Annotated in this window: 30 protein-coding genes and 3 tRNA genes; 25 read left to right on the forward strand and 8 right to left on the reverse strand. The window is 69.1% G+C overall.

Translation table 11 applies throughout. From position 1 onward, the window contains the following. Nucleotides 1-190 precede the first annotated feature (190 nt). From E2493_RS11225 to E2493_RS11235, 3 genes are all read left to right on the forward strand, one after another. Complete coding sequence (locus E2493_RS11225; RefSeq protein ID WP_135086776.1) at nt 191-466, forward strand: HU family DNA-binding protein; 276 nt, start codon at nt 191-193, stop codon at nt 464-466. A 195-nt stretch (nt 467-661) separates the two neighbouring features. After that, nucleotides 662-736 (forward strand) — tRNA-Val (locus E2493_RS11230). Between the two features lie 137 nt (nt 737-873). Next, complete coding sequence (locus tag E2493_RS11235; RefSeq protein WP_263854081.1) at nt 874-1,056, forward strand: DUF167 domain-containing protein; 183 nt, start codon at nt 874-876, stop codon at nt 1,054-1,056. A gap of 22 nt (nt 1,057-1,078) precedes the next feature. Here the strand turns inward: E2493_RS11235 and E2493_RS11240 are convergent, their stop codons facing one another. Further along, entirely contained in the window at nt 1,079-1,270 is a 192-nt protein-coding gene (locus E2493_RS11240) for a hypothetical protein (RefSeq protein ID WP_135086778.1), read from the reverse strand. Between the two features lie 101 nt (nt 1,271-1,371). Here E2493_RS11240 and E2493_RS11245 point away from each other — a divergent pair, with 101 nt between their 5' ends. The 3 genes from E2493_RS11245 to E2493_RS11255 are packed head-to-tail and all read left to right on the forward strand — an operon-like array spanning nt 1,372 to nt 2,397. Next, entirely contained in the window at nt 1,372-1,725 is a 354-nt protein-coding gene (locus tag E2493_RS11245; protein WP_135086780.1) for a hypothetical protein, read from the forward strand. After that, on the forward strand, nt 1,712-2,035 hold the full coding sequence (locus tag E2493_RS11250; protein WP_225421396.1) for a metalloregulator ArsR/SmtB family transcription factor: 324 nt from the start codon (nt 1,712-1,714) through the stop codon (nt 2,033-2,035). The genes E2493_RS11245 and E2493_RS11250 overlap by 14 nt, the downstream gene beginning before the upstream one ends. Beyond that, nucleotides 2,032-2,397, forward strand: coding sequence for an MmcQ/YjbR family DNA-binding protein (locus E2493_RS11255; RefSeq protein ID WP_135086782.1), 366 nt, complete (start codon nt 2,032-2,034; stop codon nt 2,395-2,397). The genes E2493_RS11250 and E2493_RS11255 overlap by 4 nt, the downstream gene beginning before the upstream one ends. Here the strand turns inward: E2493_RS11255 and E2493_RS11260 are convergent. Further along, on the reverse strand, nt 2,388-3,386 hold the full coding sequence (locus tag E2493_RS11260) for an LLM class flavin-dependent oxidoreductase (protein ID WP_135086784.1): 999 nt from the start codon (nt 3,384-3,386) through the stop codon (nt 2,388-2,390). The genes E2493_RS11255 and E2493_RS11260 overlap by 10 nt on opposite strands. 115 nt (nt 3,387-3,501) lie before the next feature. On the opposite strand from E2493_RS11260, the gene E2493_RS11265 reads away from it, so the two are divergent. Beyond that, nucleotides 3,502-4,887: an MATE family efflux transporter gene (locus tag E2493_RS11265; protein WP_135086786.1), complete on the forward strand. Its 1,386-nt coding sequence runs from the start codon at nt 3,502-3,504 to the stop codon at nt 4,885-4,887. 15 nt (nt 4,888-4,902) lie between these two features. Here the strand turns inward: E2493_RS11265 and E2493_RS11270 are convergent, their stop codons facing one another. Next, the gene (locus E2493_RS11270) at nt 4,903-5,526 is read right to left on the reverse strand and encodes an NADPH-dependent FMN reductase (RefSeq protein WP_135086788.1); all 624 of its coding nucleotides are present in this window, start codon (nt 5,524-5,526) and stop codon (nt 4,903-4,905) included. 170 nt (nt 5,527-5,696) lie between these two features. On the opposite strand from E2493_RS11270, the gene E2493_RS11275 reads away from it, so the two are divergent. The 3 genes from E2493_RS11275 (at nt 5,697) to E2493_RS11285 (ending at nt 7,260) form a co-directional block, all read left to right on the forward strand. Further along, on the forward strand, nt 5,697-6,002 hold the full coding sequence (locus E2493_RS11275) for a hypothetical protein (protein ID WP_135086789.1): 306 nt from the start codon (nt 5,697-5,699) through the stop codon (nt 6,000-6,002). A gap of 101 nt (nt 6,003-6,103) precedes the next feature. After that, nucleotides 6,104-6,180, forward strand: a tRNA-His gene (locus E2493_RS11280). Between the two features lie 33 nt (nt 6,181-6,213). Then, on the forward strand, nt 6,214-7,260 hold the full coding sequence (locus tag E2493_RS11285) for a Leu/Phe/Val dehydrogenase (protein ID WP_135086791.1): 1,047 nt from the start codon (nt 6,214-6,216) through the stop codon (nt 7,258-7,260). Nucleotides 7,261-7,402: 142 nt separating this feature from the next. On the opposite strand, the gene E2493_RS11290 is transcribed toward E2493_RS11285, so the two are convergent. Further along, nucleotides 7,403-8,314, reverse strand: coding sequence for a DMT family transporter (locus E2493_RS11290; RefSeq protein WP_135086793.1), 912 nt, complete (start codon nt 8,312-8,314; stop codon nt 7,403-7,405). Nucleotides 8,315-8,462: 148 nt separating this feature from the next. Here E2493_RS11290 and E2493_RS11295 point away from each other — a divergent pair, with 148 nt between their 5' ends. From E2493_RS11295 to E2493_RS11335, 9 genes are all read left to right on the forward strand, one after another. Beyond that, nucleotides 8,463-8,825, forward strand: coding sequence for a hypothetical protein (locus E2493_RS11295; protein WP_135086795.1), 363 nt, complete (start codon nt 8,463-8,465; stop codon nt 8,823-8,825). Between the two features lie 127 nt (nt 8,826-8,952). Next, on the forward strand, nt 8,953-9,666 hold the full coding sequence (ccmC, locus tag E2493_RS11300) for a heme ABC transporter permease CcmC (RefSeq protein WP_135086797.1): 714 nt from the start codon (nt 8,953-8,955) through the stop codon (nt 9,664-9,666). A gap of 1 nt (nt 9,667) precedes the next feature. Then, a complete protein-coding gene (locus E2493_RS11305; RefSeq protein ID WP_135086799.1) occupies nt 9,668-9,799 on the forward strand; it encodes a heme exporter protein CcmD in 132 nt (43 codons plus the stop codon). After that, on the forward strand, nt 9,796-10,236 hold the full coding sequence (gene ccmE, locus E2493_RS11310) for a cytochrome c maturation protein CcmE (RefSeq protein WP_135086801.1): 441 nt from the start codon (nt 9,796-9,798) through the stop codon (nt 10,234-10,236). The genes E2493_RS11305 and ccmE overlap by 4 nt, the downstream gene beginning before the upstream one ends. Then, the gene (locus E2493_RS11315; protein ID WP_135086803.1) at nt 10,233-12,152 is read left to right on the forward strand and encodes a heme lyase CcmF/NrfE family subunit; all 1,920 of its coding nucleotides are present in this window, start codon (nt 10,233-10,235) and stop codon (nt 12,150-12,152) included. Before ccmE ends, E2493_RS11315 begins: the two co-directional genes overlap by 4 nt. After that, complete coding sequence (locus tag E2493_RS11320; protein WP_135086805.1) at nt 12,149-12,676, forward strand: DsbE family thiol:disulfide interchange protein; 528 nt, start codon at nt 12,149-12,151, stop codon at nt 12,674-12,676. Before E2493_RS11315 ends, E2493_RS11320 begins: the two co-directional genes overlap by 4 nt. Next, nucleotides 12,673-13,089, forward strand: coding sequence for a cytochrome c-type biogenesis protein (locus E2493_RS11325; protein WP_135086807.1), 417 nt, complete (start codon nt 12,673-12,675; stop codon nt 13,087-13,089). Before E2493_RS11320 ends, E2493_RS11325 begins: the two co-directional genes overlap by 4 nt. Beyond that, entirely contained in the window at nt 13,089-13,721 is a 633-nt protein-coding gene (locus tag E2493_RS11330) for a tetratricopeptide repeat protein (RefSeq protein WP_135086809.1), read from the forward strand. The genes E2493_RS11325 and E2493_RS11330 overlap by 1 nt, the downstream gene beginning before the upstream one ends. 61 nt (nt 13,722-13,782) lie before the next feature. Further along, entirely contained in the window at nt 13,783-14,907 is a 1,125-nt protein-coding gene (locus E2493_RS11335; RefSeq protein ID WP_135086811.1) for an AI-2E family transporter, read from the forward strand. 66 nt (nt 14,908-14,973) lie between these two features. Here the strand turns inward: E2493_RS11335 and E2493_RS11340 are convergent, their stop codons facing one another. Both E2493_RS11340 and ald read right to left on the reverse strand, forming a co-directional pair. After that, nucleotides 14,974-15,186, reverse strand: coding sequence for a DUF3072 domain-containing protein (locus tag E2493_RS11340; protein WP_135086812.1), 213 nt, complete (start codon nt 15,184-15,186; stop codon nt 14,974-14,976). Between the two features lie 71 nt (nt 15,187-15,257). Further along, nucleotides 15,258-16,358 (reverse strand): alanine dehydrogenase, encoded by a 1,101-nt coding sequence (gene ald, locus E2493_RS11345; protein WP_135086814.1) that lies wholly within the window; start codon nt 16,356-16,358, stop codon nt 15,258-15,260. 156 nt (nt 16,359-16,514) lie between these two features. Here ald and E2493_RS11350 point away from each other — a divergent pair, with 156 nt between their 5' ends. Together E2493_RS11350 and E2493_RS11355 are read left to right on the forward strand one after the other, a co-directional pair. Beyond that, entirely contained in the window at nt 16,515-18,452 is a 1,938-nt protein-coding gene (locus E2493_RS11350) for a potassium transporter Kup (protein WP_135086816.1), read from the forward strand. A 26-nt stretch (nt 18,453-18,478) separates the two neighbouring features. Beyond that, nucleotides 18,479-18,955 carry a 2'-5' RNA ligase family protein gene (locus E2493_RS11355; protein WP_318531693.1) on the forward strand — a complete coding sequence of 159 codons (477 nt, stop codon included), beginning with the start codon at nt 18,479-18,481 and terminating at the stop codon, nt 18,953-18,955. Nucleotides 18,956-18,977: 22 nt separating this feature from the next. On the opposite strand, the gene E2493_RS11360 is transcribed toward E2493_RS11355, so the two are convergent. Beyond that, a complete protein-coding gene (locus tag E2493_RS11360) occupies nt 18,978-19,400 on the reverse strand; it encodes a DUF3775 domain-containing protein (protein ID WP_135086818.1) in 423 nt (140 codons plus the stop codon). A 247-nt stretch (nt 19,401-19,647) separates the two neighbouring features. Here E2493_RS11360 and E2493_RS11365 point away from each other — a divergent pair. Beyond that, nucleotides 19,648-19,724 (forward strand) — tRNA-Met (locus E2493_RS11365). Nucleotides 19,725-19,786: 62 nt separating this feature from the next. Here the strand turns inward: E2493_RS11365 and E2493_RS11370 are convergent. Beyond that, on the reverse strand, nt 19,787-20,227 hold the full coding sequence (locus E2493_RS11370) for a hypothetical protein (RefSeq protein WP_135086820.1): 441 nt from the start codon (nt 20,225-20,227) through the stop codon (nt 19,787-19,789). A 100-nt stretch (nt 20,228-20,327) separates the two neighbouring features. Here E2493_RS11370 and E2493_RS11375 point away from each other — a divergent pair, with 100 nt between their 5' ends. The 3 genes from E2493_RS11375 (at nt 20,328) to E2493_RS11385 (ending at nt 23,139) form a co-directional block, all read left to right on the forward strand. Beyond that, nucleotides 20,328-20,735 carry a hypothetical protein gene (locus tag E2493_RS11375; protein WP_135086822.1) on the forward strand — a complete coding sequence of 136 codons (408 nt, stop codon included), beginning with the start codon at nt 20,328-20,330 and terminating at the stop codon, nt 20,733-20,735. Nucleotides 20,736-20,866: 131 nt separating this feature from the next. Further along, a complete protein-coding gene (locus tag E2493_RS11380) occupies nt 20,867-21,169 on the forward strand; it encodes an SEL1-like repeat protein (protein WP_135086824.1) in 303 nt (100 codons plus the stop codon). A gap of 158 nt (nt 21,170-21,327) precedes the next feature. After that, complete coding sequence (locus tag E2493_RS11385; protein WP_135086826.1) at nt 21,328-23,139, forward strand: diguanylate cyclase domain-containing protein; 1,812 nt, start codon at nt 21,328-21,330, stop codon at nt 23,137-23,139. Nucleotides 23,140-23,164 lie beyond the last annotated feature (25 nt).

A 23,164-nucleotide genomic window follows, 5' to 3' on the forward strand; every position in this document is an offset into this window, starting at 1 on the left:
TCGGAGCCGACGGGGGGCGAAATCGGGCCGACCGGCCCGCCCCCAAGGCCTGCGGCATCGGCGATCCTGTGCCAAGGAGGCGCGGTTTTCTCCGGAAAACCGCGCTTTCCTTTTGACTCGCGCTGCGCTCCTGACTTTACATGCCTCCACGCGGGTCAACCGCGAGTCCAGTAACAGGGGTTCGGGAGAGATGAACAAGCAGGAGCTAATCGGCCAGGTTGCCGAGACGACCGGGCTTAGCCGGGGGGATGCGAGCCGCGCGGTCGAGGGGGTCTTCGATGCGATCACCAACGCGCTGAAGCGGGGCGACGAAGTTCGTCTCGTCGGCTTCGGTACTTTCTCCTGCTCCCGCCGCAAGGCGTCGACCGGCCGCAATCCGCGGACCGGCGAGCCGATGCAGATTGCCGAAAGCACCCAGCCGAAGTTCAAGGCCGGCAAGGGCCTCAAGGATTCTGTCGGCCGCTGACCTTCTGGGGAGGGTCGCGGGGGCGCCCCGAGCGGACCGCCCCGAGGGGCGTCGGCCCTCCCAACGCCATCGCCGGTGCGCCGTTTTCCCCGCTGGACAGAGGATGGGAGCGGCATTAAGGACGCCGGCAAGCGGCGCGATCCAGCGCCGCTCTTCACGTCCGCCACAGCCACGAGGCCGCAGCGGATACGGCGTGGGCGCGTAGCTCAGTGGTAGAGCACACCCTTCACACGGGTGGGGTCGTAGGTTCAATCCCTACCGCGCCCACCACGCCGGCTCTCCAGCGATGACCTGCTACACGATCGACGGCGACGCGGTTCGCATCGCGGTTCGGCTGACGCCGCGCGCCCCGCAGGGACGAGGTCGCGGGCCTGGTCGACGTCGGCGAGGGCAAGACCGCGCTGGCGATCCGGCTGGCCGCGCCGCCGGTGGAGGGCGCCGCCAACGCCGCCCTGATCGCGTTTCTCACCCGAAGCCTGAACGTGCCGCGCTCGGCGGCCCGTATCGTGTCCGGCGAGAAGTCGCGGCTGAAGCTGGTTAGCGTGAGCGGCGTCACGCCCGCGGCGGTTCAGCGGCTGGTTTCGAGCTGAGGCCGTCCGGTTGTCCAGGACGTCAGTGCCTGTCGGCAGTGGCAGCGCCGAGGGTCTTGGCCGCGCGCGCGACCTCTTCGTCACTCGGCGGCTCCGGCAGTTCCTCGCCCGGCCCCCGGGCGTCGTCGGGAATGCCCGGCGCCGTGCCGGCGATGTTCTCGTTCACCGCACGCTCGTTGGGTCCGTTGGTGATCTTCGTCCTGTCGTCCGCCATGGTCGTCTCCTTGGTAAAGGAGCGAGCGAGGCGGTTTCGGGTTCCCCTGCTTGGCGCCATTTAGCGAAACTGCTAAATGGGCCGCTGCGAAGGAGGCGAAGATGCACTGGAACGAGCACAGCGTGATCTGCACCTATCGAGTCCGCGCCGACCGGCGTCAGGATTTCATCGCCCTGCTGGAGCGGCATTGGCCGACGCTGCACGCCGCGGGCCTGGTCAGCGAGACACCGGCCGTCCATTTCGAGGCCGTTCCTTCGGAGGACCCCCACGACGAGAAGGGGCCGACCTTCGTCGAGATCTTCAGCTGGGCCAATGCCGAGGCGCCGCACATGGCGCATCGCATGCCCGAGGTGATGGCGATCTGGGAGCCGATGGGCGGCATGGTCGAGGCGCGCGACGGGCGGCCGCCGATGGAGTTCCCGCGCTTCCGGCCACTTGCCCTTGGCGGCGCCTGACGGCGGCGATCCGCGGGCGCGCATCGACGCGGAGGACCGGATCTTCGCGGCCCTCGCCCACCCGTCGCGGCGCCAGATCCTGCTGACCTTGCGCTTCCGGGGTGGGAGAATGACCGCGGGCGAGATCGCGGACCGGTTCGGCTGTACCTGGCCGACGACGAGCCGGCACCTCGGCCTGCTTCGCCAGGCGGGGCTGGTGTCGGTCGAGAGGCGGGGGCGGGAACGTGCTTATGTGCTGGAGCGGGCACGGCTGGACGCCTGTGTCGGCCGCTGGCTCGCCTGGTTCGCAGACGAAGGAGAGGAAGAATGACAGGCGACGAGCTACTTGCGCAGATCCGCGCCTGGGGCCTCACTTTCCCCGGGGCCCATTCGAAATCGCCCTGGCCGGGCCATGACGATCTTGCCGTCAAGGACAAGACCTTCGCCTATCTGGCCGCGGCCGGGGAGCCGTTCAGCGTCTCGGTCAAGCTTCCGTACACGCACCCGGTGGCGCTCGACCTGCCTTATGCCAGGCCGACCCGCTATGGCCTCGGCAAGAGCGGGTGGGTGACCTTCACGCCGTCGGCGGAGGAGATGCCGAGCCTCGACCAGCTCAAGGACTGGGTCGACGAGAGCTATCGCGCCCAGGCCCCCAAGCGGCTGGTGAAGGAGCTCGACGCGCGTCAGCCCTGACGCGGCTCGAGCCCCGCCGCCTCCGCCACGATGCGATAGGAGCGAAGCCGCGCCGCCGGATCGAAGATCTGCGATGTCACCATCAGCTCGTCGGCGCCGGTGCGGGCGACGAAATCCTCGATCGCCGCCTTCACCGTTGCGGGCGCGCCGATCGCCGAGCAGGACAGGACTTCGTCGAGCATCGCCTGGGCGCCCGGCGGCAGGCTCTCGCGATAGCCCGGGACCGGCGGCGGCAGCTGCGTCGGCCGGCCGGTGCGCAGGTTGACGAACGCCTGCATGACCGAGGTCGCGAGCAATTGCGCTTCCTCGTCGCTGTCGGCGGCGAAGGCGTTGAAGCCGAGCATCACATAGGGGCGGTCGAGCTGCTCGGACGGCTGGAAGCGTTCGCGATAGACGCGGATCGCGTCCATCATCGCCGCCGGGGCGAAGTGCGAGGCGAAGGCGTAGGGGAGGCCGAGCATCGCCGCGAGCTGCGCGCCGAACAGGCTGGAGCCGAGGATCCACACCGGGACGACGAGGCCCTCGCCGGGAATGGCGCGAACCCGGCGCTGCGGCTCCGGCTTGAAATAGTCGATCAGCTCGACGACGTCCTGCGGGAACTGGTTTTCGTCCGAGGCGAGGTTGCGGCGCAACGCCATTGCCGCCGCCCGATCGGTACCGGGAGCGCGGCCGAGACCGAGATCGACGCGCCCCGGGAAAAGGGATTCGAGCGTTCCGAACTGCTCGGCGACGACGAGGGGCGCATGGTTGGGGAGCATGATCCCGCCGGCGCCGATGCGGATCGAGCGGGTGCCCGCGCCGACGAACGCCAGCCCGACGGCGGTCGCCGCGCTGGCGATGCCGGGCATCGAATGGTGCTCGGCCATCCAGAAGCGACGGTAGCCGAGCCGCTCGCCGGCCTGGGCGAGCTCGAGGGCGTTGCGGAGGGCCCGGCCGGCGTCAGAGCCTTCGGGGATCGGCGCGAGATCGAGAATAGAAAGCGGTGTCATTGCGGCGGAGATGGGAGGGGAGGGGGCGTGCCGCAACCGGCGCTCGCCACTTCGCCACCGTCACCCGCAAGGAAAGGCCGTTTCGCGCCAGGCAATCTTCGTCTAGGGCGCGGCCATGCAACAGCGCGGCACGATTGCACGCCCTCCGTGGCGCGAGGAGGTCCGCGCGACGGTCGCGCTCGCCTGGCCGTTGATCCTCACCAACATCGCCCAGGCGCTGATCAACGCCACCGATGTCGTGCTGCTCGGCTGGGCGGGACCCCGCACGCTCGCGGCGGGGACGCTGGGCGTGAACATCTATTATGCGTTCCTGATCTTCGGCATGGGCCTGGTCACCGCCGCCGCGCCGATGATCTCGCGCGAGCTCGGCGCCCGCCGGCACAGCGTGCGCGACGTCCGCCGCACCGTCCGCCAGGCGATGTGGGCGGCCATCGCCATTGCTCTGCCGGTCTGGATCATACTGTGGAACAGCGGCGCCATCCTGGTCGCAATCGGCCAGGACCCGGTGCTGGCCGAAAATGCACAACGCTTCGTCCGCGCTCTGCAATGGGGCTTGCTGCCCTACCTCTTCTATCTGGTGCTGCGCTCGTTCGTCTCGGCGCTCGAGCGGCCGATCTGGTCCCTGATCGTCGGTCTCGCCGCCGTGCTGTTCAACGGACTCGCCAATTACGCCCTGATCTTCGGCAAGTTCGGCCTGCCCGCCTTCGGCCTGCTCGGCGCCGGCATCGGCAGCGCGGCCGCAAATTTCCTGATGTTCGCCGGCATGGCGCTGGTCGTCAGCGTCCATCCGAAGTTCCGCCGCTACCGGCTGTTCGGACGCTTCTGGCGCCCTGACCGGGAACGCTTCGCCCAGGTCTGGCGGCTCGGACTGCCGATCGCGGTCACGCTCGGCCTCGAGATCACCGTGTTCAACGCCGCCGTCTTCCTGATGGGGCTGATCGGCGCCGAGGCGATCGCCGCCCATGCCATCGCCATCCAGATCGCGGCGCTCACCTTCATGGTGCCGATGGGCCTCGCGCAGGCGGTGACGGTGCGGGTCGGTCTCGCCTACGGCCGCCGCGACCGGGCCGGGATCGCGCTTGCCGGCTGGACCGCCTTCGGCCTCGGCGTCGGCTTCATGGCCTGCACCGCCCTGGTGATGCTCGCGATGCCGGAGCGGCTCGTCGGCTTCTTCCTCCACGAATCCGATCCGGCGAACGCGCGGGTGATCCCGCTAGCCGTCTCCTTCCTGTTCGTCGCCGCGATCTTCCAGATCGTCGACGGCGCCCAGGTCGTCGGCGCGGGGATGCTGCGCGGCCTCAACGACACCAAGGTGCCGATGATCTACGCCGCGCTCGGCTATTGGGTGATCGGAATCTCGGTGAGCCTGGCGCTGGCCTTCGGTCTGGGCTGGGGAGGCGTCGGCATCTGGACGGGGCTGGCGACGGGGCTCGCGTCAGTCGCCGTGCTGATGATCGGCCGCTGGAGCCGCCGCGAGCGGCTCGGGCTCGTCGACTGCTGAGGCCAGACGGCGCGCTCAGCCGTTGCCGGCGACGCCGTCCGCCATGTCGACATGCGCGCGGTCCTCGGCGAGCAGGCGGCGCGAGCGGACGATGAGATCGACCCAATCGGCGAAGGCGGCGGCGAGGGACATGACGAGCTGCTTCAGCGGCCCCTCCCTGAGGCATCCTTCGCCGTCGAAACTGTCGTCGGTGACGTGGCCGAGATAGGCTTCCGGCTGCTGCATGACCGGCATGTTGAGGAAGACGCAGGCCTGGCGCAGCTGGTGGTTCGCGCCGAATCCGCCGATGCCGCCGGGAGACGCGCTGACGATCGCCGCCGGCTTCTTGTCCCAGACGCTCGCGCCGTAGGGGCGGGAGCCGACATCGATCGCGTTCTTGAGCACGCCGGGGACGCCGCGATTGTATTCCGGCGTACAGAACAGGATTCCGTCCGCGGCCGCGATCTGCTCGCGGAAGCGGACATATTCGGCGGGCGGGTTCGCATCGCTGTCCTGATCGTAGAGGGGGAGGCTGCCGATCTCGACGATCGAGCAATCCAGCCTGTCCGATGCGAAGGCGCAGATCGAACGGGCGACCTTGCGGTTGATGCTGTCCTTGCGCAGGCTGCCCACGACGATCGCGATCTTGTGCCTCGGCATGGCGAACCTCCGAAATTGCGCTCGCAGTCCCAATGAGCCGTGCCGCGAAAGGTTTCGCGAGATGCGGCGCTGCATGCGTCGTCCTGAACGCCGGTGCTCGACACAGGAACGGGAGGGCTGGACAGGGGGCACCGGCAAGCTAGACAGACGCGACACAGAGAGGGACGGCCATGGAATTTGTCGGTCAAGCATTCGAGGGCGAGGTCAGGCTGGACGGCAACAGCTATCGCGACTGCAGCTTCGAGAAGGTCCATTTCATCTATGGCGGCGGGGCTTTGTCGATGGACAATTGCCGGCTCAACGAGTTCACCTGGCAGTTCACCGGCGACCTCGCCAACGGCCTGCATGCTCTCTACCAGATGTTCGGCAAGGACGGCCTGCTGCAGATCATCAATGGCTTCATCGATCCGCGGGCAGGCGTGGTGACGGAGCTGCAGCTGCCCTCGAAAGGCACCAGGGTCAGCGAGTTGGGCTGAGCGCCGGAGGGCGCCGCGCGCGCCTCCACGCTGCTCGCCGAAACTTCCTTGACGCTTCCGGGCCGCCGCCCTAATTGCGCCCCCGCACCTCGTGCGCAGTGGCGATCGTAGCTCAGCTGGTTAGAGCATCGGTTTGTGGTACCGAGGGTCGGGGGTTCAAGTCCCCTCGATCGCCCCACCTGCACCCTCCGAAAAATTACAGGACCAGTCGATGCAATTGCCGTGGGAGTATTCCGACTTCGACGATCATGAGATCGTTCATTTCGTCACGGACCGCGAGAGCGGCCTTCGCGCCGTCATCGCGGTGCATTCGACCCATGTCGGTCCCGGCGCCGGCGGCGTGCGCTTCTGGCATTATGCCGAGCCCGCCGAGGCGGTGCGCGACGCGCTGCGCCTCTCCAGGGGCATGAGCTTCAAGAACGCGATGGCCGGCCTGCCGCTCGGCGGCGGCAAGGCGGTGATCCTCGCCGACGAGGCCCGCTCCAAGACTCCGGAGATGCTCGCCGCCTTCGGCCGCGCGGTGGAGCGCCTCGGCGGAGCCTATGTCACGGCCGAGGACGTCGGCATCACCGTCGCGGATCTCGACGCCGTCTCGAAGCACACCCGCTTCATCGCCGGCCTGCCGGTGGGCGAGGGCGAGGTCGGCGGCGATCCCGGTCCGCACACCAGCTATGGCGTGTTCCTGGGCATCAAGGCGGCGGTGCGCCGCGCGCTCGGCAAGGACAGCCTGAACGGGCTCCACCTCGCCATCCAGGGCGCCGGCAGCGTCGCCGGCGGCGTGGCGCGCCGCGCGGCTGCGGAAGGCGCGCGCATCACGCTGACTGACATCGACCGCGCCCGCGCCGACCGCCTGGCGGCCGAGGTCGGCGGCACCGTCGTGGCGCCGGAAGAGATCATGACGATCGCCGCCGACGTGCTCAGCCCGAACGCGCTCGGCGCGATCCTCACCGAAGAGTCGATCGCGGCGCTCAACGTGCCGGTGGTCGCGGGCGGCGCCAACAACCAGCTGGGGACGCCGGCCGACGGTCAGCGCATCCACCAGCGCGGCATCCTCTACGCCCCCGATTATGTGATCAATGCCGGCGGCATCATCAACGTCTCGTCCGAATACCTTCGCGACGCGGACGCGGCCGGGGTGAAGGCGCGGATCGAGCAGGTCCCGGTCCGGCTCGAGCAGATCTGGGCGGAGAGCGCCGCCACCGGCCGCAATCCGGCCGAGGTCGCCGACTCGATGGCGATGCGGCTGATCGGAAGATAAGCCATTCCTCCCCGAGCTCTGCTCGGGGAGGGGGACCGCGACGCGGAGCCTCGCGGCGGAGGGGCGGGGAGAGGATTCAGGACTGCCCCTCCACCACCGCCTGGCGGCGGCGGTCCCCCTCCCCCAGCAAGCTGGGGGAGGATTAGAGCGGCGCGTCGGCCTTGGGCCGGTCGCGGCCAAGCTTGTGCTCGCGATACAAAGTGTAGAGGCCGCTGGCGATGATCACGGCGGCGCCCGCCCAGGTGGTCGCCGGCGCGTGATCGGCGAAGATCAGCCAGCCGAGCAGCACCGCCCAGAGCAACTGGAAATAATCGAACGGCACGACCACCGAGACCGGGGCGTAGCGCAGAGACGAGGTCAGAAAGAGCTGGCCGAGACCGCCGGCGGTCCCTAGCGCGAACAGGATCGCCCAGGTGGTCGCGTCGTGGGCGCGGCCGTAGACCGGCAGCAGCGTGCCGAGCGCGAGCACCGACAGGCAGGTGAACCAGAGGACGGTGGTCTGCGTCCCCTCGGTCCGGCCGATCTGGCGAATCGTGATCGTGACAATGCCGACCCCGAATGCCGCGCCGGTGGCGAGGGCGAGGCCGAGCGCCGGCAACTGACTGCCCGCCGGGCGCATGACGATCAGCACGCCGGCGAACCCGATCGCGACCGCGCTCCAGCGGTGGATGCCGACCGGCTCCTTCAGCACCAGCGCCGACAGGGCGACGGCGAAGAGCGGCGCGGCGAAACCGATCGTCGTCGATTCCGCGAGGGGAAGGTAGGCGAGGGCGCTGAACCCCATCAGCATCGTCGAGAGGCCGATCACCGCGCGCCGGACATGGGCGAGGGGGCGGGCGGTGCGCCAGGCCGTCCAGTTGCGGCTCCAGGCGATCCACAGGATCAGCGGCGGCAGGCCGAAGGCGAAGCGGTAGAAGCCGAGCTCCGGCGTCGAGACGCCGTGGCGGTAACCGAGCTTGATCGACGCCGCCATGAAAGAGAAGCAGGTCGCCGCGCAAAGCCGTAGGGCGATACCGACGACGCGGTTCTGCTCGGGACGCGCGGGGGAGGCCATCAAGGGCCGCCTTGCGCCGGAGCGGCGGGCGTGCGCAACCCCGGAGCGCGGCTCCGCCCGTTGCGGCGCGTGCTGAAGCGCTTGTGGATCGATCCGGGATGGTGACGTCCACCGTTGCGGCCGGGCCGGGACTGAGCGATCCTGCGGAATGGCACGCGGCTTGCTCTCCGGCCGGCTCTCCCTCCTCCTGCTGCTCGGCGCCTGCGCCGCGGTCACGCAGCCGCCCAAGGACGCGCCAGTCGCGGGGCCTTCCGCAGGAGAGGTGAGCGATGCGATGGGCGCGGCGATGCCGCGGACCCTCGAGCCCGGCGCGAGCTACCAGTGTGAGATCCCCCGGTATCTGGAATGCGCGCCAGTCGGCGACGCAGGGCGCTTCCGCTGCACCTACCAGGGCAATGGCGGCCAGCACCGCGAAGTCGTGCTCAAGCGCGCGACGCGAGAGCAACACGAAAGGCTCCCGATCGCGTGGCGCTGGATTCGGGGCCGCAAGAACTGCGGTATTCTCTATTAGTCGCGCCGGCCGCGAAACCCCTTACCATCGATTGCCCTCGAGCCGGCGGCGATCGCCGCCGCCTGGACGTGGAGAAGCTTGCGAGGCGCTTCCCCGCCGCGCTGCGAGGCTCTAGAGGGTGTGCAAAATGCACATCTTCGCGAATCCCGCCCGTTTCCTGAAAATCGCACGCCCGCTGACGCCGTGGCTTGGCTGGAGCGGCGGCCTGCTGATCGTCGCGGCGCTCGCCGTCGGGCTGTTCGCCTCGCCCGCCGACTATCTCCAGGGGGAGAGCGTGCGCATCCTCTACGTCCATGTGCCGGCCGCCTGGCTCGGGATGGGCGGCTGGACGGGCCTGGCGATCGCGAGCTTCATGCAATTGGTCTGGCGCCATCCGCTGGCCGCGGTGGCCGCCCGCGCGATCGCCGTGCCGGGCGCGGCGTTCACCGCGATCTGTCTGATTACCGGCGCTTTGTGGGGCAAGCCGACCTGGGGCACCTATTGGCAGTGGGACGCGCGGCTCACCTCGATGCTGATCCTGCTGTTCCTCTACATCGCCTTCATCGCGCTCGACGACGCCGAGCGGGAGCGGGGCGGGGAGGGGCGGATCACCGCCATCTTCGGCCTGGTCGGGGCGGTGAACATCCCGATCATCCATTATTCGGTCGAATATTGGAACACGCTCCACCAGGGGCAGAGCATCTCCTTCCTGCGCGGGAGCTCCAGCATCGACGCTTCGATGCTCTGGCCACTGCTCGCCTCGGCGCTCGGCTTCACCCTGTTGTTCGGCGCGGTGGTGCTGATGCGGATGCGCGCCGCGCTCGCGCGGCAGAAGGTCGAAGCCCGGCTGAGGAGAATGTGAGATGAGCCACTGGGGCTTCATCCTGGCCGCTTATGCCGTGACCGGCGCCGGCACGATCGGGCTGGTTGCGGCGAGCTGGACGGCGATGCGCCGCGCCGAGCGCCAGGCCGACGCATTGAGAGGCGAGCGGTGAAGGCGAAGAACCAGCGTCTGGTCCTGCTCGTCCTCGCCGTCGCCGCCGTGCTCGGCGCCGTCCTCCTGGCCATGTCTGCGCTGAAGGAGCAGGCCGCTTATTTCTACGCACCGGCCGACGTCGCCCGCCAGGGCCCGCCGCAGGACCGTAACGTCCGCATCGGCGGCATGGTGCGCAAGGGTTCGGTGCGTCGCGCGCCGGACGGCGTGACGATCGATTTCCTGGTCGGCGACGACAGCCCGCACCTTATCCCCGTGCGCTTCAAGGGCATCGTGCCCGATCTTTTTCGCGAGGAGAGCGGGGTCGTCGCCGAAGGTCGGTTCCAAGCGGGCGGGCTGTTCGTCGCGGACGAGATCCTCGCCAAGCATGACGAGAATTACATGCCGCCGCAGCTCGACGTGAAGACGGGCGAGCACAAGAGCGAGAGCCTGAAGTGATCGCCGAGACCGCGCTCGCCGCGCTGTGGCTCGCGGCGGCGCTTTCGCTGCTGCAGCTTTTGTTCGGCATCGCCGCGTTGCGCCCGGGCGGGAGCGACGTGGCGCCGGCGATGCGCCCCGTCGCGGTCGCGCAGGCGGCGCTCGTCGGCCTTGCCTTCCTGCTCCTCATCCAGCTCTTCCTGCGCACCGACCTTTCGGTCGCGCTCGTCGCCGCGAACAGCCATTCGGCAAAGCCCTGGCTGTACAAATTCGCCGGCGCCTGGGGGAATCACGAAGGCTCGATGCTCTTGTGGGTGACGGTGCTCGCCGGCGCGGGCGCCGCCGTCGCCCTGTTCGAGCGGCGGCTGCCCGAGCGGACGCTGATTGCGACCCTCGCCGCCCAGGCGGCGATCGGGCTCGGCTTCTACGCCTTCCTGCTGTTCGCATCGAATCCGTTCGACCGCCTGTTCCCGGCGCCGGCCGAGGGCAACGGCCTGAACCCGCTGCTGCAGGACCCGGGCCTCGCCTTCCATCCGCCGACGCTCTATTTCGGCTATGTCGGCATCTCGATCGCTTTCTCCTTCGCGGTGGGCGCATTGGTCACGCGCGATGTCGGCCCGGCGTTCGCCCGGGCGATGCGGCCCTGGGTGCTCGGTGCCTGGATCTTCCTGACTCTCGGAATCACCGCCGGCTCCTATTGGGCCTATTACGAACTCGGCTGGGGCGGATGGTGGTTCTGGGATCCGGTCGAGAATGCCTCGCTGATGCCCTGGCTCGCGGCGACCGCGCTGCTCCACTCGGTGACCGTGCTCGCCACCCGCGACGGTCTGCGCGCCTGGACGGTGATGCTCGCCGTCGTCGCCTTCTCGATGTCGATGATCGGCACCTTCCTGGTGCGCTCGGGCATCCTCACCTCGGTGCACAGCTTCGCGGTCGATCCGCAGCGCGGCGCCTTCATCCTCGTCCTGCTGGTGCTCTACATCGGCGGCGCGCTGGCCCTGTTCGGCCTCCGCGTCGGGACGGTGCGCGAGGGATCGACGTTCGAGCCGGTGAGCCGCGAGGGGGCGCTGGTCGTCAACAATCTGCTGCTCTCCGCGATCCTCGGCATCGTCATGGTCGGCACGCTCTATCCGCTGCTGATCGAGGCGCTGTCGGGCGAGAAGCTCTCGGTCGGTCCGCCCTATTTCAACAGCGTCTCGGGGCCTTTGGCCTTGTTGCTGGTCGCCGTCATGGCGGCGGGGCCGCTGCTGCGCTGGCGCCGCGACCGGATCGGCGCCATGGCCCGGCGCCTCGCCGTTCCGCTGGGGCTGACCGCGCTCACGCTGGCCGCCCTGCTCGTCCTCTTTCCCGCGATCGGCCTCCTGCCGCTGCTCGGCCTGGTGCTCGCCTTCGGGGTCGGTGCGGCCAGCCTGGCGCCGCTGTGGAAGCGCAACCTGCGCCGGACGCCGCTGTTCGTCTGGGGCATGGTGATCTCCCACCTCGGTATCGCGGTGAGCCTCGCCGGAATGGCGTCGGAGGCCGCGTTCACCCGGGAGACGCTGGTCGCGGCCCCGATCGGCGAGACCGTGTCCGTCGGCCCCTATCGGGTTCGCTTCGACGGCGTGGAGCCGCTCGCCGGGCCAAACTGGTCGGCGATCCAGGCGCGCTTCACCGCCCGCCGTGGCGACGGCAGCCCGTTCGTGCTGCGCCCCCAGGCCCGCACCTTCCACTCGCCGCCGACCGAGACCAGCGAGGCGGCGATCGCCACGCGCCTCGACGGCCAGCTCTATACGGTGATCGGCAAGCAGGATGAGAAGGGGCGCTGGCAGCTGCGCTTGTGGTGGAAGCCCTTCGTCACCCTGATCTGGCTCGGCGGCGGCCTCGTCGCGCTCGGCGGCCTGCTCGCCCTGCTCGGCCGCGTCCGGCGCCGGCGTGCCGCCCGGGAGGACGAGGCATGAGGAAGGTCCTGCTGTTCCTCCCCCTGGCGCTGTTCGCAGCGGTGGTGCTGGCGTTCGCCTTCCGGCTCTACGCGCCGGGCGACGCCATCATCCGCTCGCGCATGGTCGGCAAGCCGATGCCCGATTTCGCGCTGAAGCCGATCGTGCCGAACCATCCCGGCCTCGCCGCGGCCGATCTGCGCCGGGGCGCGCCGCGACTGGTCAACGTGTTCGGCAGCTGGTGCATCCCCTGCCGGGTCGAGGCGCCGCAGCTCGAAGCGCTGAAGGCGCGGGGGCTGCCGATCGACGCGATCGCGATCCGCGATACGAGCGCCGACGTCGCAGGCTTCCTGCGCGATCATGGCGATCCGTTCCAGCGCATCGGCGACGATCCGACCAGCCGCGTGCAGATCGCGATCGGCTCGTCCGGCGTGCCCGAAACCTTCGTCGTCGACGGCAAGGGCATCATCCGCCACCAGCACATCGGCGAGATCCGGCCCGAGGATGTCGACGGGATCGTCGCCGCCTGGGAGGCTGCGCGATGAAATCGGCTCGGCTCCTCGCCGTCGCGCTCGCCGCTGCGACCGCGTCCTCGTCCCACGCCCAGTCCAACGCGCCGGCGGCGCCCTACGCTTATGCGCAGCTGCCCGACCCGCGCCAGGAAGCCGAGGCGAAGGCGCTGATGGAGACCCTGCGCTGCCTCGTCTGCCAGGGCCAGTCTATCGCGGACAGCGACGCCGACATGGCCGGCGACATGCGTTCGCTGGTGCGCGAGCGGATCGCGGCCGGAGAAAGGCCGGAAGCGATCCGCGCCTGGCTGGTCGAGCGCTACGGAAGCTGGGTGAGCTACAAGCCGCCGGTCGAGCCGGTCACCTGGCCTCTGTGGGCGGCACCGGCGGTGCTGCTCGCGCTCGGTCTCTGGCTCGCACGCGGCCGGTTCCGGCGAAAGGCGCGCTGATGGGCTGGTTCATCATCCTGATCATGGCGCTGATCGTGTTCACCGCGCTGTGGCATTTCGCGCGCCTGGAGAAGGGGCCGCTGCAGTTCGTCGTCGCCGCCCTGCTGCTCGCGCTCGCCGGCTATGCCTGGCAGGGGCGGCCCGATCTCGCCGGATCGCCGCGCAGCGCCGCGGAGCAGGCGCCGCCGCCCGACAGCCCGTTCATGACGCTCCGGCGGGAGATGTTCGGCCAGTTCGACTCCGCCGATCGCTGGCTGATCATGGCGGACAATTTCCGGCGCAGCGGCAACACGCGCGATGCCGCCGGCCTGATCCGCGCCGGGTTGCGCGGCTCACCGCGCAACGCGACTTTGTGGACCGGTTATGGCGACGTGCTCGTCGCGCATGCCGGCGGACTGCTCACGCCGGCCGCCGACCTGGCGTTTCGCCGCGCGATCGTGCTCGCGCCCAAGCATCCGGGGCCGCACCTGTTTCGTGGCATAGCGCTGGCGCAGAACCAGCGCTTCGCCGAGGCCGAGCAGGAATGGCGCAAGGCGCTCGCCCTGGCGCCGCCCACCGCCTCGTGGCGGGCGGAGCTGGAGCGGCAGCTTGCCCTCGTCGATCAGGCGCGCAAGGCCGGAGCGATCCGCTGACCGGGCAAGGGCGTCGCCGCAGGGGCGGGGAACCGAAGTGAGGCAGGGGAGTCGCGAAGGGATGTCCAATTTCAGCGAACAGTCGGAGATCCTCCGGCACGAAGCCTCCCGCCACCGGCCGCGGCGGGACACGTTCGAGAAACGCGTGTTCCGGGCGACGGCGGTGGTCATCGCCACCGTCGCCGCGGCCTATGTGCTGTGGATGCTGGTCGATCTGCTGCTCTTGCTGTTCGCCTGCACGCTGGTTTCCCTGATCCTGCTGACCATCACCAACGCCCTGCGACGCCGGACGCGGCTGCCGTTCGGCATCGCCCTTGGCCTCACCGTGCTGGGGCTGCTCGGCTTGATCGGCGGCGCCTTCGCTTTCTTCGGGACGACCCTGCAGGGAGAGTTCGCCGAGTTGGCGACCCGCCTGCCAGCGGCCTGGGCCAATCTGCAGGCCCGGCTGGAGACTTCCCGCATGGGCGTGGCGATCCTCGAGCGCGCCCAGGGGCTGGCGCCGAGCGGCCAGGCCGTAGTCAATGCGGCGACCACCGCGCTGGCCGCGGTCGGCGGAGGCCTCTCCGGCTTCGCCATCGTCCTGATCGGCGGCATCTATCTCGCCGCCCAGCCGACGCTCTACGCGACGGGCCTGCTGCGGCTGATCCCGACGCGGGCGCAGACTCCCGCCGCCGAGACGCTCGATGCAATCTCTGAGTCGCTTCGTAACTGGTTGAAGGGGCAGGCGCTTGGCATGGTCTTCGTCGGCGTCGCGACCGGCCTGGGCTTGTGGCTGGTCGGTGTCCCGGCAGCCTGGGCGATCGGCCTTGTCGCCGGGCTCGCCGAATTCGTGCCCTATCTCGGCGTTCTGCTCGCCGGCGTGCCGGCAGTGGTGCTCGGCTTCGGGCAAGGGACCGACACCGGCCTCTGGACGATCGGCGTGCTGATCGCCGTGCAGCAGGTCCAGGGCAACCTCGTCATGCCGCTCCTCCAGAACCGGATGGTCGACCTGCCGCCGGCGGTCACGATCTTCGGGATCATCGCCGCCGGCATCCTGTTCGGCGTGGCCGGGGTGCTGCTCGCGACGCCGCTGACCATCGTCGTCCTGGTGTTGATCCGCCGGCTCTATCTGGAGGAGGACAAGGAGGAGGTGCTGGAGAGCGCCGATGCACCGCCCCTTCCGCCGCCGCCCATCACGGCGGAGTGAAAGCACCAGCCTGACGCGGCGCCTCGCTGGTCCGTGGCCGGTACGAAGGGCTCGGCGCCGCCGGCGTCAGTGATCGATGCCGCGTCCGGTTTCGTGCTGCAGCTCGTCGATCTTCTTCGAGGCTTCCGCCTTGCTGAGCTCGGGATCGAACGTCTCTCCCGCCTCCTGGCTGAGCGTCTTGAGATAGGAGGCCTGGGGCCCGGTCATGCTCTCGTCGCCGGTCACCCACTCGTCCGGATCCTTTTCCGGCGTGGGCGGGGTCTGCTTGCTGTCGGTCATGGTTCGCGTCCGTCAAAGGGGAGTTTCCCGATCAACGGACGCGTTCCACATATGTTCCGTTCCCTTGTCGCTCAGACCGGCACGAACGGCAGGTCGAGCGCCTCGGCGACGGCCTGATGGCGGATCCGGCCGCCCGAGACGTTGAGGCCGTTGGCGAGGTGCGGGTCGGCCTTCATCGCCGCCTCGGCGCCCGCGTTGGCGAGGCGGATCACGAACGGCAGGGTGGCATTGTTCAGCGCGAAGGCGGAGGTGCGGGCGACCGCACCCGGCATGTTGGCGACGCAATAATGGATCACGCCGTCGATCTCGAACACCGGATCCTCGTGCGTCGTCGGGCGGGATGTCTCGAAGCAGCCGCCCTGATCGATCGCGATATCGACCAGCACCGAGCCTCGCTTCATCGTCTTCAGCATGTCCCTCGTGACCAGCTTCGGCGCCGCCGCGCCGGGCACGAGGACGGCGCCGATCACCAGTTCGGCCTGGGTGACCGCCTTGGCGATCGCCGCCTTGGAGGCATAGGCCGTCTTGATCTGGCTGCCGAAGAACATGTCGAGCTCGGCGAGACGCGCGTTGGAGATGTCGTAGATGGTGACGTCGGCGCGCATGCCCACCGCCATCTGGGCCGCGTTGACGCCGGAGACGCCGCCACCCAAGATCGCGACCCGTGCCGGCGCGACGCCGGGAACGCCGCCGAGCAGCACGCCGCGGCCGCCCTGCTCCTTCTCGAGATAATGGGCGCCGACCTGGATCGACATCCGGCCGGCCACTTCCGACATCGGCTTGAGCAGCGGCAGCGAGCGGTCATGCGACGTGACCGTCTCGTAGGCGATGCAGGTCGCGCCGGACTTCATCAGGCCTTCGGCCTGGGGCTTGTCGGCGGCGAGATGGAGGTAGGTGAACAGGAGGTGCCGCGATTCGAGCAGGGCGATCTCCTGCGCCTGGGGCTCCTTGACCTTCACGATCATGTCGGATTGGGCGAAGACCTCGGCCGCCGTCGCGGCGATGCGCGCGCCGGCGTTGACATATTCCTGATCGTCGAAGTCGATGCCGAGGCCGGCGCGGGTCTCGACCACGACCTCGTGGCCGGCGCTGACCAGCTCGGCGACCGAGGCGGGAGTAAGCCCGACTCTATATTCGTTGTTCTTGATCTCTTTCGGGACCCCGACGCGCATGGGAAGACTCTCCGTTTTTGATTGTGGCGCGCCTATAGAGGGTGCGGATCGTTTTGTCGCCGTTGCGGATTGAGCGGAGCGGTGGTAATGGCCGCCGACCCTGGCGATGCCCGGGCGTGACAGAGGATATCCGGACGTCCCGTCCCTTCTCGACCCATGAACGCAGCCGCCGCTCCTGAACTGCCCGCGGATCGTCCCGCCGGGCATCACCCGCAGTCGGGCCTTGCCCGGCTCGCCGCCGGCGCCGTCGGAGTCGTCTTCGGCGACATCGGCACCAGCCCGATCTACGCCTTCCGCGAGACCTTCGCCGGTCACCATCAGCTACCGCACGGTCCGGCCGAGATCGTCGGCGTGCTCAGCCTGATCTTCTGGTCGATGATGATCGTGGTGTCGCTGAAATACGTCAGCGTCATCATGCGCGCCGACAACAAGGGGGAGGGCGGCAGCCTCGCCCTGCTCGCGCTGATCAACCGCAAGTCCGCGCGCGGCGGACCCAAGAAATGGACCTCCGGCATCGTCCTGCTCGGCGTGTTCGCGACCGCGCTCTTCTACGGCGACAGCATGATCACGCCGGCGATGTCGGTGCTCTCGGCGGTCGAGGGACTGACCACCGTCCAGTCGAGCTTCGCGCCCTACGTGCTGCCGATCGCGGTCGGCATCCTCGTCGGCCTGTTCGCCATCCAGTCGGTCGGCACGGCCCGGGTCGGCGCGTTCTTCGCGCCGATCATGCTGGTCTACTTCCTGACCATCGCGGTGCTGGGCATCTCCCATATCGTGCTGATGCCGTCGATCGTGCTCGAGACCCTCAATCCGCTGAACGCGCTCAACTTCTTCTTTCACGACGGCTGGAGCGCCTTTCTGGCGCTGGGATCCGTGGTTCTCGCGGTCACCGGCGCGGAGGCGCTCTACGCCGACATGGGGCATTTCGGGAGGCGACCGATCGGCCTTTCCTGGCTCGCCTTCGTGATGCCGGCGCTGATGCTCAACTACATGGGGCAGGGCGCGATGATCCTGTCGCTCGATCCGGTCACCGCGAACGAGACGATCAGGAATCCGTTCTTCCTGCTCGCGCCCGAGATGCTGCGGCTGCCGCTCGTCATCCTCGCCACCCTGGCGACGATCATCGCCAGCCAGGCGGTGATCTCCGGCGCCTTCTCGGTCACCCAGCAGGCGATCCAGCTCGGCTTCATCCCGCGACTCCGCATCCAGCACACCAGCGAAGCCGCCGTCGGCCAGATCTACATCCCGGTGATCAACTGGGCGCTGCTGGTGATGGTGATCCTGCTCGTCCTGTTCTTCCAGACCTCGACCAACATCGCCGCGGCCTATGGCATCGCGGTGACCGGCGCGATGTTCATCGACACGTGCCTGCTGTCGGTCGTCCTGTTCTCGCTGTGGAAGTGGCGGCCGTGGCTGGCCGTGCCGCTGCTCGCGCTCTTCTTTCTGGTCGATCTCGCCTATTTCGGGGCGAACCTCACCAAGGTGCCGGACGGCGGCTGGTTCCCGCTGCTGATCGGGCTCGTCGCCTTCACCTTCCTCACCACCTGGGCGCGCGGCCGCAAGCTGATGCTGGCGCGGATGCGCGAGGCCTCGATGCCGGTCGAGATCTTCGTCAAGTCCGCGGCGAGCAGCGCCACAAGGGTTCCCGGGACCGCCGTGTTCATGACCACCGCGCCGGACGGCGTGCCGCATGCGCTGCTCCACAACCTCAAGCACAACAAGGTGCTGCACGAGCGGGTGATGCTGCTCACCGTCAAGATCGAGGACGTGCCCTATGTCGAGGAAGGCCGGCGTTTCGACCTCACCGATCTCGGCAGCGGCTTCTACCGACTCGTCCTGCGCTTCGGCTTCATGCAGGAATCGGACGTGCCGGCGGCGCTGGCGAAGGTCGAGACCTGCGGCCCCGCGTTCAAGATGATGGACACGAGCTTCTTTCTCGCCCGCCAGACCCTGCTCGCCTCGTCGCGGCCGGGAATGTGGATCTGGCGCGAGCGGCTGTTCGCCTGGATGCTGCGCAACGCCGAAAGCGCGATGGAGTTCTTCAAGCTGCCGCCGAACCGGGTGGTCGAGCTCGGCAGCCAGGTGGAAATCTGAGCACCGCGCCGCTGATCGTCACCGCCCTGTTCGGGGACGGCGACAATGGCTGGCTCCAGGAGCTTCGCCGCACCCATTATCCGGCCGAGCGCAACCAGGTGCCGGCGCACCTCACCCTGTTCCGCCAGTTGCCGCCGAGCGTCGCCGACGAACTCGACCATCGGCTTTCGCTTTACGCGGCGACGCCGCCGCCCCGCGCCACCATGACCGGAGTGATGGATCTCGGCGAGGGCACCGCGCTCCGCGTCGAGAGCGAGGAGCTGGAGGACATACGCTACGATCTCGCGGAGGCGCTGCGTGGCCTGCTCACGCCTCAGGACATGGCCCCGTGGCGGCCCCACGTGACGATCCAGAACAAGGTGCAGTCACGCGACGCGCGGCGCCTTCAGACAGCCCTGCGGGCGACCTTCACGCCCCGTCCGCTGGCGATCCGCGGCCTCGCCACCTGGCGGTACCTCGGCGGACCCTGGGAGAGAGTGAAGGCACACGTTTTCCGAGGCTGAGCGGCCGGTGGCGCCTCGCCCGTCAGTCGAGCTGACCGACGCCATCGCAGCTGTAGTCGAACGCGGTGAGGCCGGCCTCGAGGTGCGCGGCGAGCAGCGGCATGTCGAGCAGATCGTCGATCGCGCTTTCGGGATCGGTGTCGCTGGCCTCGGCGAAGGCATCGTCCCACTCGCTGACGTCGAACGTCCCGCGCCCGACCCAGGCGAGCGCCAGCGTCTCGGCGAGCTGATCGTCGGCGAGATCGTCGAGCGTCGCGCGAAGCTCCTCCTCGACGTCGTTCAGCTCGTCCTCGAGCGTGGAGAGGGCGCCGGCGCCGCTCTCGTCGTCGAAGTCATCGACATTGTCCGGATCCTCGTCCGGGTCCTGCGCCGGCACCTGGGCCTCGTTCTCCCGCGCCCGGATGATGATCCTGCACAGCGTTTCGAGAGGGGTCAGCAATTCCATCGGCACGTCTCCGTTTTGGCCCGCTAACGACAAGAGGGGCAGGGCGGTTCCCGCGCGGGCCGCGGATGGTGGGCACCCATCAGACGCGCGAGACCGCTGCGCGACGCGGACGGCCGGTGCTCGTCAGCGCAGCGGGCGCTCGCGGTGAGAAGCTCGCGCCGCCAGTCGCGCGTGCCCAGTTGACGGTGCCCGAGGCCCTCCGTATAGGCCCGCAACGCCCGCCGGAGACGGCGGCGCGGCGCCTTGGGGCGGAGTAGCTCAGCTGGTTAGAGCAGCGGAATCATAATCCGCGTGTCGGGGGTTCAAGTCCCTCCTCCGCTACCACATCGTCCGACATCGAGATCAACGCGCCGGGCGCCAGCGGCAGGGCGCAGCTGCGCGGTGGGTCAGTCGCCCTTCTTCCCGGACGGGCAGTGGGTCAGGAAATAACCGCGCTTCATGTCGACGGCTTCCTGGCGCATCGCCTCGAGCCGACGGGCCTCGTCGAGCGCCTGCTGGCGATCTTCGAGAGACAGCAGTCGCAGCGCCAGCTCCGCATCGGTCTCCGCCGGAGACGTCGCGGTCGGAGTCGTTGCCGCGGCGGGTGGGACGGCGGGCCGGACCGGAGCCTCCCGCAGCGCGCGCCTTCTTGCCACCGTCGCGACCCGCTCGGCCGCGATCGCCGCCTGCTCCTGATAGGCTGCCGTGAGGAACGCGCTGCGCCGCTGCGCCTCGGCGGCGAAGACGGGCAAAGCGATCTTGCGCTCGCACCGCTCGATCGCCCCATCGAGGGCGGCGAAATCGAACGGCTCCGGCGGGAGAGCCATCATCGTCAGCAGAAGCCACATGGCGCGTCCTTTCCCACGTGCGGGCGAGGCCCGCAATGGCTGCCTTCCTTCCGCGACTGGCCGATTGCCGCGCGGCGTCCCGTTCCATTAGCTTCCACTGATGCGTAGGGACTGCACCGAGGAAGCCGAGCGGCTGTTCCGTCGCGTCGCGGCGCGCCACGGGCTTCGCTGGGAAGCAGCCGCGGAGCCGCCGATCGAGCTGCTCTGGAGCTTCCCCGCGCAGCCGGGGCTGTCTTTGCCGATCACGCTCGGCCTCCAGAACATGGACGAGCTGAACTTCGGGGTCGCCGATTTCTGGTCCTATTTCTTCCCGTTCGAGGACGTGGCCGAGACCTTCGAGGCGATGCTCGACGCCTGGATCGCAGGCGAGGCGCGGATCCTGGTGACGGGCCGTCGCGGGCGCATCCTCCAGGTCCGCGGCGGCGGCCAGTGGGAGACCGTGTATCGCGCCGGGCGCCTGCTCCCGTTTCGCGGCGAGGCGCAGGCGATCATCCGCAACCGAGGCTGACGGGGCAGCCGATCGAAACTCCGCGAGGAGCCGACGATCCGCACCCGGAAAAGCCCGTAAGAGAATCCTCTTAATTGAGTCACCAATGCCGTCGATGTCTATCCGCCGGGACTTCAGCGAGGGGGATTTTCATGGGAATCAGTTACAAGCAGGCGCAGTTTCTTGCCGCCAGCCGTATCGCCGACGCGGAACGGGGCGATGTCGATGCCCTGTTCGAGCTCGGCGCCATCTATTCTTCCGGCGCGCACGGGACGCCGATCGACCTCGTCGAAGCGCACAAATGGTTCAACCTCGCCGCGCTCCAGGGCAGCGTCGAGGCCCAGCTTTGCCGGGGTGAAGTGGCGGACGAGATGACGCGCGCCGAGATCGCCGAGGCCCAGAAGCAGGCGCGGGCCTGGCTCGCCCGGGCCGGCGGGCTTCGCATCGCCGCCTGAGCTCCGCTTCGGCACCAGCCTACGCACCTGCCCTCCGGGCATCGTCTACGCGTTATTAAGGATCAACGATTACGCGAAGACGCGTGATCACCGCGAGCGATCCTCTCACGCGCCGCTGGCGCTTCCCGCTCAGGGCGTCTTCCCGATCGTCGGGCAGAGTGCCGGCGGCCGGCTTTTTCACGCATTTCGGCGGCGATGGCCGCTGGCAGCCGCCGGCGCTCGGCCAGCACCGTGGCCTGCAGCTCGCATTTCTCCTGCTTCTCGCCGCCACCTTCGCGGCGGTCGCCGGCGAGGATCGCCTGCTCGAGCGGCAGCAGATCCTCTACGCGAAAGGCATGGCGGCAGGGATCGTCAGGCCGCACAGCGATCAGCTGCTCGGCGGCAGCTCGACGATGCGCGCGCGCGGATCCGGCTGGGTTTGCACCCTCGGCGGCCGCACGCGCTTCCCGTTCTGCGGACTGGAGCTCGATCTGGCGGATGACGACCGGAGCGGGTTCGATCTGTCGCGCGCGGAGCGAATCCTGGTCGATTACAGCTATCGAGGACCGGCGGAGAGTCTCCGGCTCAACCTCAGGAATTTCGATCCGCGCTACAGCAGGGTCGAGGTGCCCGGCAGCACCAAGTACAATACGCTGGAGCTGCGGGTCGGCCAGGGGCCTGCGCGCGCCGATCTCGCCATGGCCAACTTCGCCGTCGCCGGCTGGTGGCTGACCGAGCAGAAGGTGCCGCCGGAACTCGGGCGCACAGAGTTCGGCAACATCGTCGCGCTGCAGCTTCTCACCGGCAACGGCGCGCCGCTGGGCAGCCATCAGTTCGAGCTTCACGGCGTCACCGTCGAGGGGCGGCTGATGACCCAGGCCGAATTCTATCTCCTGCTTCTCGGGCTGTGGGGCGCCGGCCTCGCGGCCTATCTGCTCTTCCGCGTCGCCGCAGCCAGCCGGGCGCTGCGTCGTGAGGTCCTCGCCCGCCAGCGCGCCGAGGAGCATGCCCAGGCGCTGGCCCGACACGACGCGCTGACCGGCTTTCTCAACCGTCACGCCTTTCGCGAGGAACTCAGCGCCACTCTCGCGGCGGCCGCTGCGGCCGAGCAACGGGGCGCCGTCTTCCTGATCGAGATCGGCAACCTGCGGTCGGTGAACGACGTCTATGGCCATGCCGCGGGTGACGCCCTCCTCGTCGAGAGCGCACGGCGGCTTCAGGCCTCGTGTCCGGAGGGCGCGATTGCCGGCCGCATGGGCGGAAACGAGCTCGCCTTCTACGTCCCCGGCGAGCAAGCCGGAGGGGAGGGCCAGACGGTCGAGCTGACCGCGCGCCTCAACCAGGGTTTTGCCTGCAGCGGCAGCACCCTCAGCCCCGGCGCGACGATCGGCGCCGCCTGCTTTCCGCACCACGGGAACGATTACGCATCCTTGTTCCGCGCGGCCGACATCGCGCTCCACGAAGCCAAACGCGCGGGCGGTGGCAGCTATCGCTTCTACAATTCCGACCTCGAAGGAGGGGCATCGGAGCGGATCGCGCGAATGCGCAGCCGCGAGCGGGTGTTGAAGGCCTCGGAGGAACGGCCGGCGTTCCTCGCCCGCGCCCGCACCGATCTGGTCGTGCGCGAAGGTTGCAGCCTCGCCGCCGGCTGGCCCGCAGAGACGATGCTCTGCCTGACGCTGACCGCGGCCGAATGGCAGGAGGACTGGACCGCCGAGCGTATCGTCACCCAGCTCGACATGAGCGGCCTCGATCGGGCGCGACTGACGGTGGAGCTCAGCGAAACCCAGTTCCTCAGCCGTGCCGGCGCGACGATGCGCAATCTGCGCGCCTTGCAGGACGCCGGTATCCGGCTGGCCCTGTCCGGCTTCCGCAACGGCTTCAATCCCGCCGCCTCGAGCATCCGGTTCGACGAGATCAGGCCCGACCTTGCCTTCCTGAGCGGCGCGTTCGGCGGCGGCGAACGCAGGCTGTTCGACCGCCGCGGCTGACCGTCCGAGCGGCGGATGGCGCTGC

Origin of the sequence: Sphingomonas parva (ex Maeng et al. 2020), assembly GCF_004564275.1 — a bacterium.
Classification (GTDB): domain Bacteria; phylum Pseudomonadota; class Alphaproteobacteria; order Sphingomonadales; family Sphingomonadaceae; genus Allosphingosinicella; species Allosphingosinicella parva.

Excerpts from the sequence above, each read along its gene's own strand:
- E2493_RS11335 (WP_135086811.1), top strand. The coding sequence starts at position 13,783 with ATGTCCAATTTCAGCGAACAGTCGGAGATCCTCCGGCACGAAGCCTCC.
- E2493_RS11330 (WP_135086809.1), top strand. The coding sequence starts at position 13,089 with ATGGGCTGGTTCATCATCCTGATCATGGCGCTGATCGTGTTCACCGCG.
- E2493_RS11245 (WP_135086780.1), top strand. The coding sequence starts at position 1,372 with ATGCACTGGAACGAGCACAGCGTGATCTGCACCTATCGAGTCCGCGCC.
- E2493_RS11360 (WP_135086818.1), bottom strand. The coding sequence starts at position 19,400 with ATGGAATTGCTGACCCCTCTCGAAACGCTGTGCAGGATCATCATCCGG.
- E2493_RS11350 (WP_135086816.1), top strand. The coding sequence starts at position 16,515 with ATGAACGCAGCCGCCGCTCCTGAACTGCCCGCGGATCGTCCCGCCGGG.
- E2493_RS11225 (WP_135086776.1), top strand. The coding sequence starts at position 191 with ATGAACAAGCAGGAGCTAATCGGCCAGGTTGCCGAGACGACCGGGCTT.
- E2493_RS11380 (WP_135086824.1), top strand. The coding sequence starts at position 20,867 with ATGGGAATCAGTTACAAGCAGGCGCAGTTTCTTGCCGCCAGCCGTATC.
- E2493_RS11290 (WP_135086793.1), bottom strand. The coding sequence starts at position 8,314 with ATGGCCTCCCCCGCGCGTCCCGAGCAGAACCGCGTCGTCGGTATCGCC.
- E2493_RS11260 (WP_135086784.1), bottom strand. The coding sequence starts at position 3,386 with ATGACACCGCTTTCTATTCTCGATCTCGCGCCGATCCCCGAAGGCTCT.
- E2493_RS11295 (WP_135086795.1), top strand. The coding sequence starts at position 8,463 with ATGGCACGCGGCTTGCTCTCCGGCCGGCTCTCCCTCCTCCTGCTGCTC.
- ald (WP_135086814.1), bottom strand. The coding sequence starts at position 16,358 with ATGCGCGTCGGGGTCCCGAAAGAGATCAAGAACAACGAATATAGAGTC.
- E2493_RS11285 (WP_135086791.1), top strand. The coding sequence starts at position 6,214 with ATGCAATTGCCGTGGGAGTATTCCGACTTCGACGATCATGAGATCGTT.
- E2493_RS11305 (WP_135086799.1), top strand. The coding sequence starts at position 9,668 with ATGAGCCACTGGGGCTTCATCCTGGCCGCTTATGCCGTGACCGGCGCC.
- E2493_RS11325 (WP_135086807.1), top strand. The coding sequence starts at position 12,673 with ATGAAATCGGCTCGGCTCCTCGCCGTCGCGCTCGCCGCTGCGACCGCG.
- ccmC (WP_135086797.1), top strand. The coding sequence starts at position 8,953 with ATGCACATCTTCGCGAATCCCGCCCGTTTCCTGAAAATCGCACGCCCG.
- E2493_RS11340 (WP_135086812.1), bottom strand. The coding sequence starts at position 15,186 with ATGACCGACAGCAAGCAGACCCCGCCCACGCCGGAAAAGGATCCGGAC.
- E2493_RS11265 (WP_135086786.1), top strand. The coding sequence starts at position 3,502 with ATGCAACAGCGCGGCACGATTGCACGCCCTCCGTGGCGCGAGGAGGTC.
- E2493_RS11370 (WP_135086820.1), bottom strand. The coding sequence starts at position 20,227 with ATGTGGCTTCTGCTGACGATGATGGCTCTCCCGCCGGAGCCGTTCGAT.
- E2493_RS11320 (WP_135086805.1), top strand. The coding sequence starts at position 12,149 with ATGAGGAAGGTCCTGCTGTTCCTCCCCCTGGCGCTGTTCGCAGCGGTG.
- E2493_RS11270 (WP_135086788.1), bottom strand. The coding sequence starts at position 5,526 with ATGCCGAGGCACAAGATCGCGATCGTCGTGGGCAGCCTGCGCAAGGAC.
- E2493_RS11275 (WP_135086789.1), top strand. The coding sequence starts at position 5,697 with ATGGAATTTGTCGGTCAAGCATTCGAGGGCGAGGTCAGGCTGGACGGC.
- E2493_RS11255 (WP_135086782.1), top strand. The coding sequence starts at position 2,032 with ATGACAGGCGACGAGCTACTTGCGCAGATCCGCGCCTGGGGCCTCACT.
- E2493_RS11375 (WP_135086822.1), top strand. The coding sequence starts at position 20,328 with ATGCGTAGGGACTGCACCGAGGAAGCCGAGCGGCTGTTCCGTCGCGTC.
- E2493_RS11240 (WP_135086778.1), bottom strand. The coding sequence starts at position 1,270 with ATGGCGGACGACAGGACGAAGATCACCAACGGACCCAACGAGCGTGCG.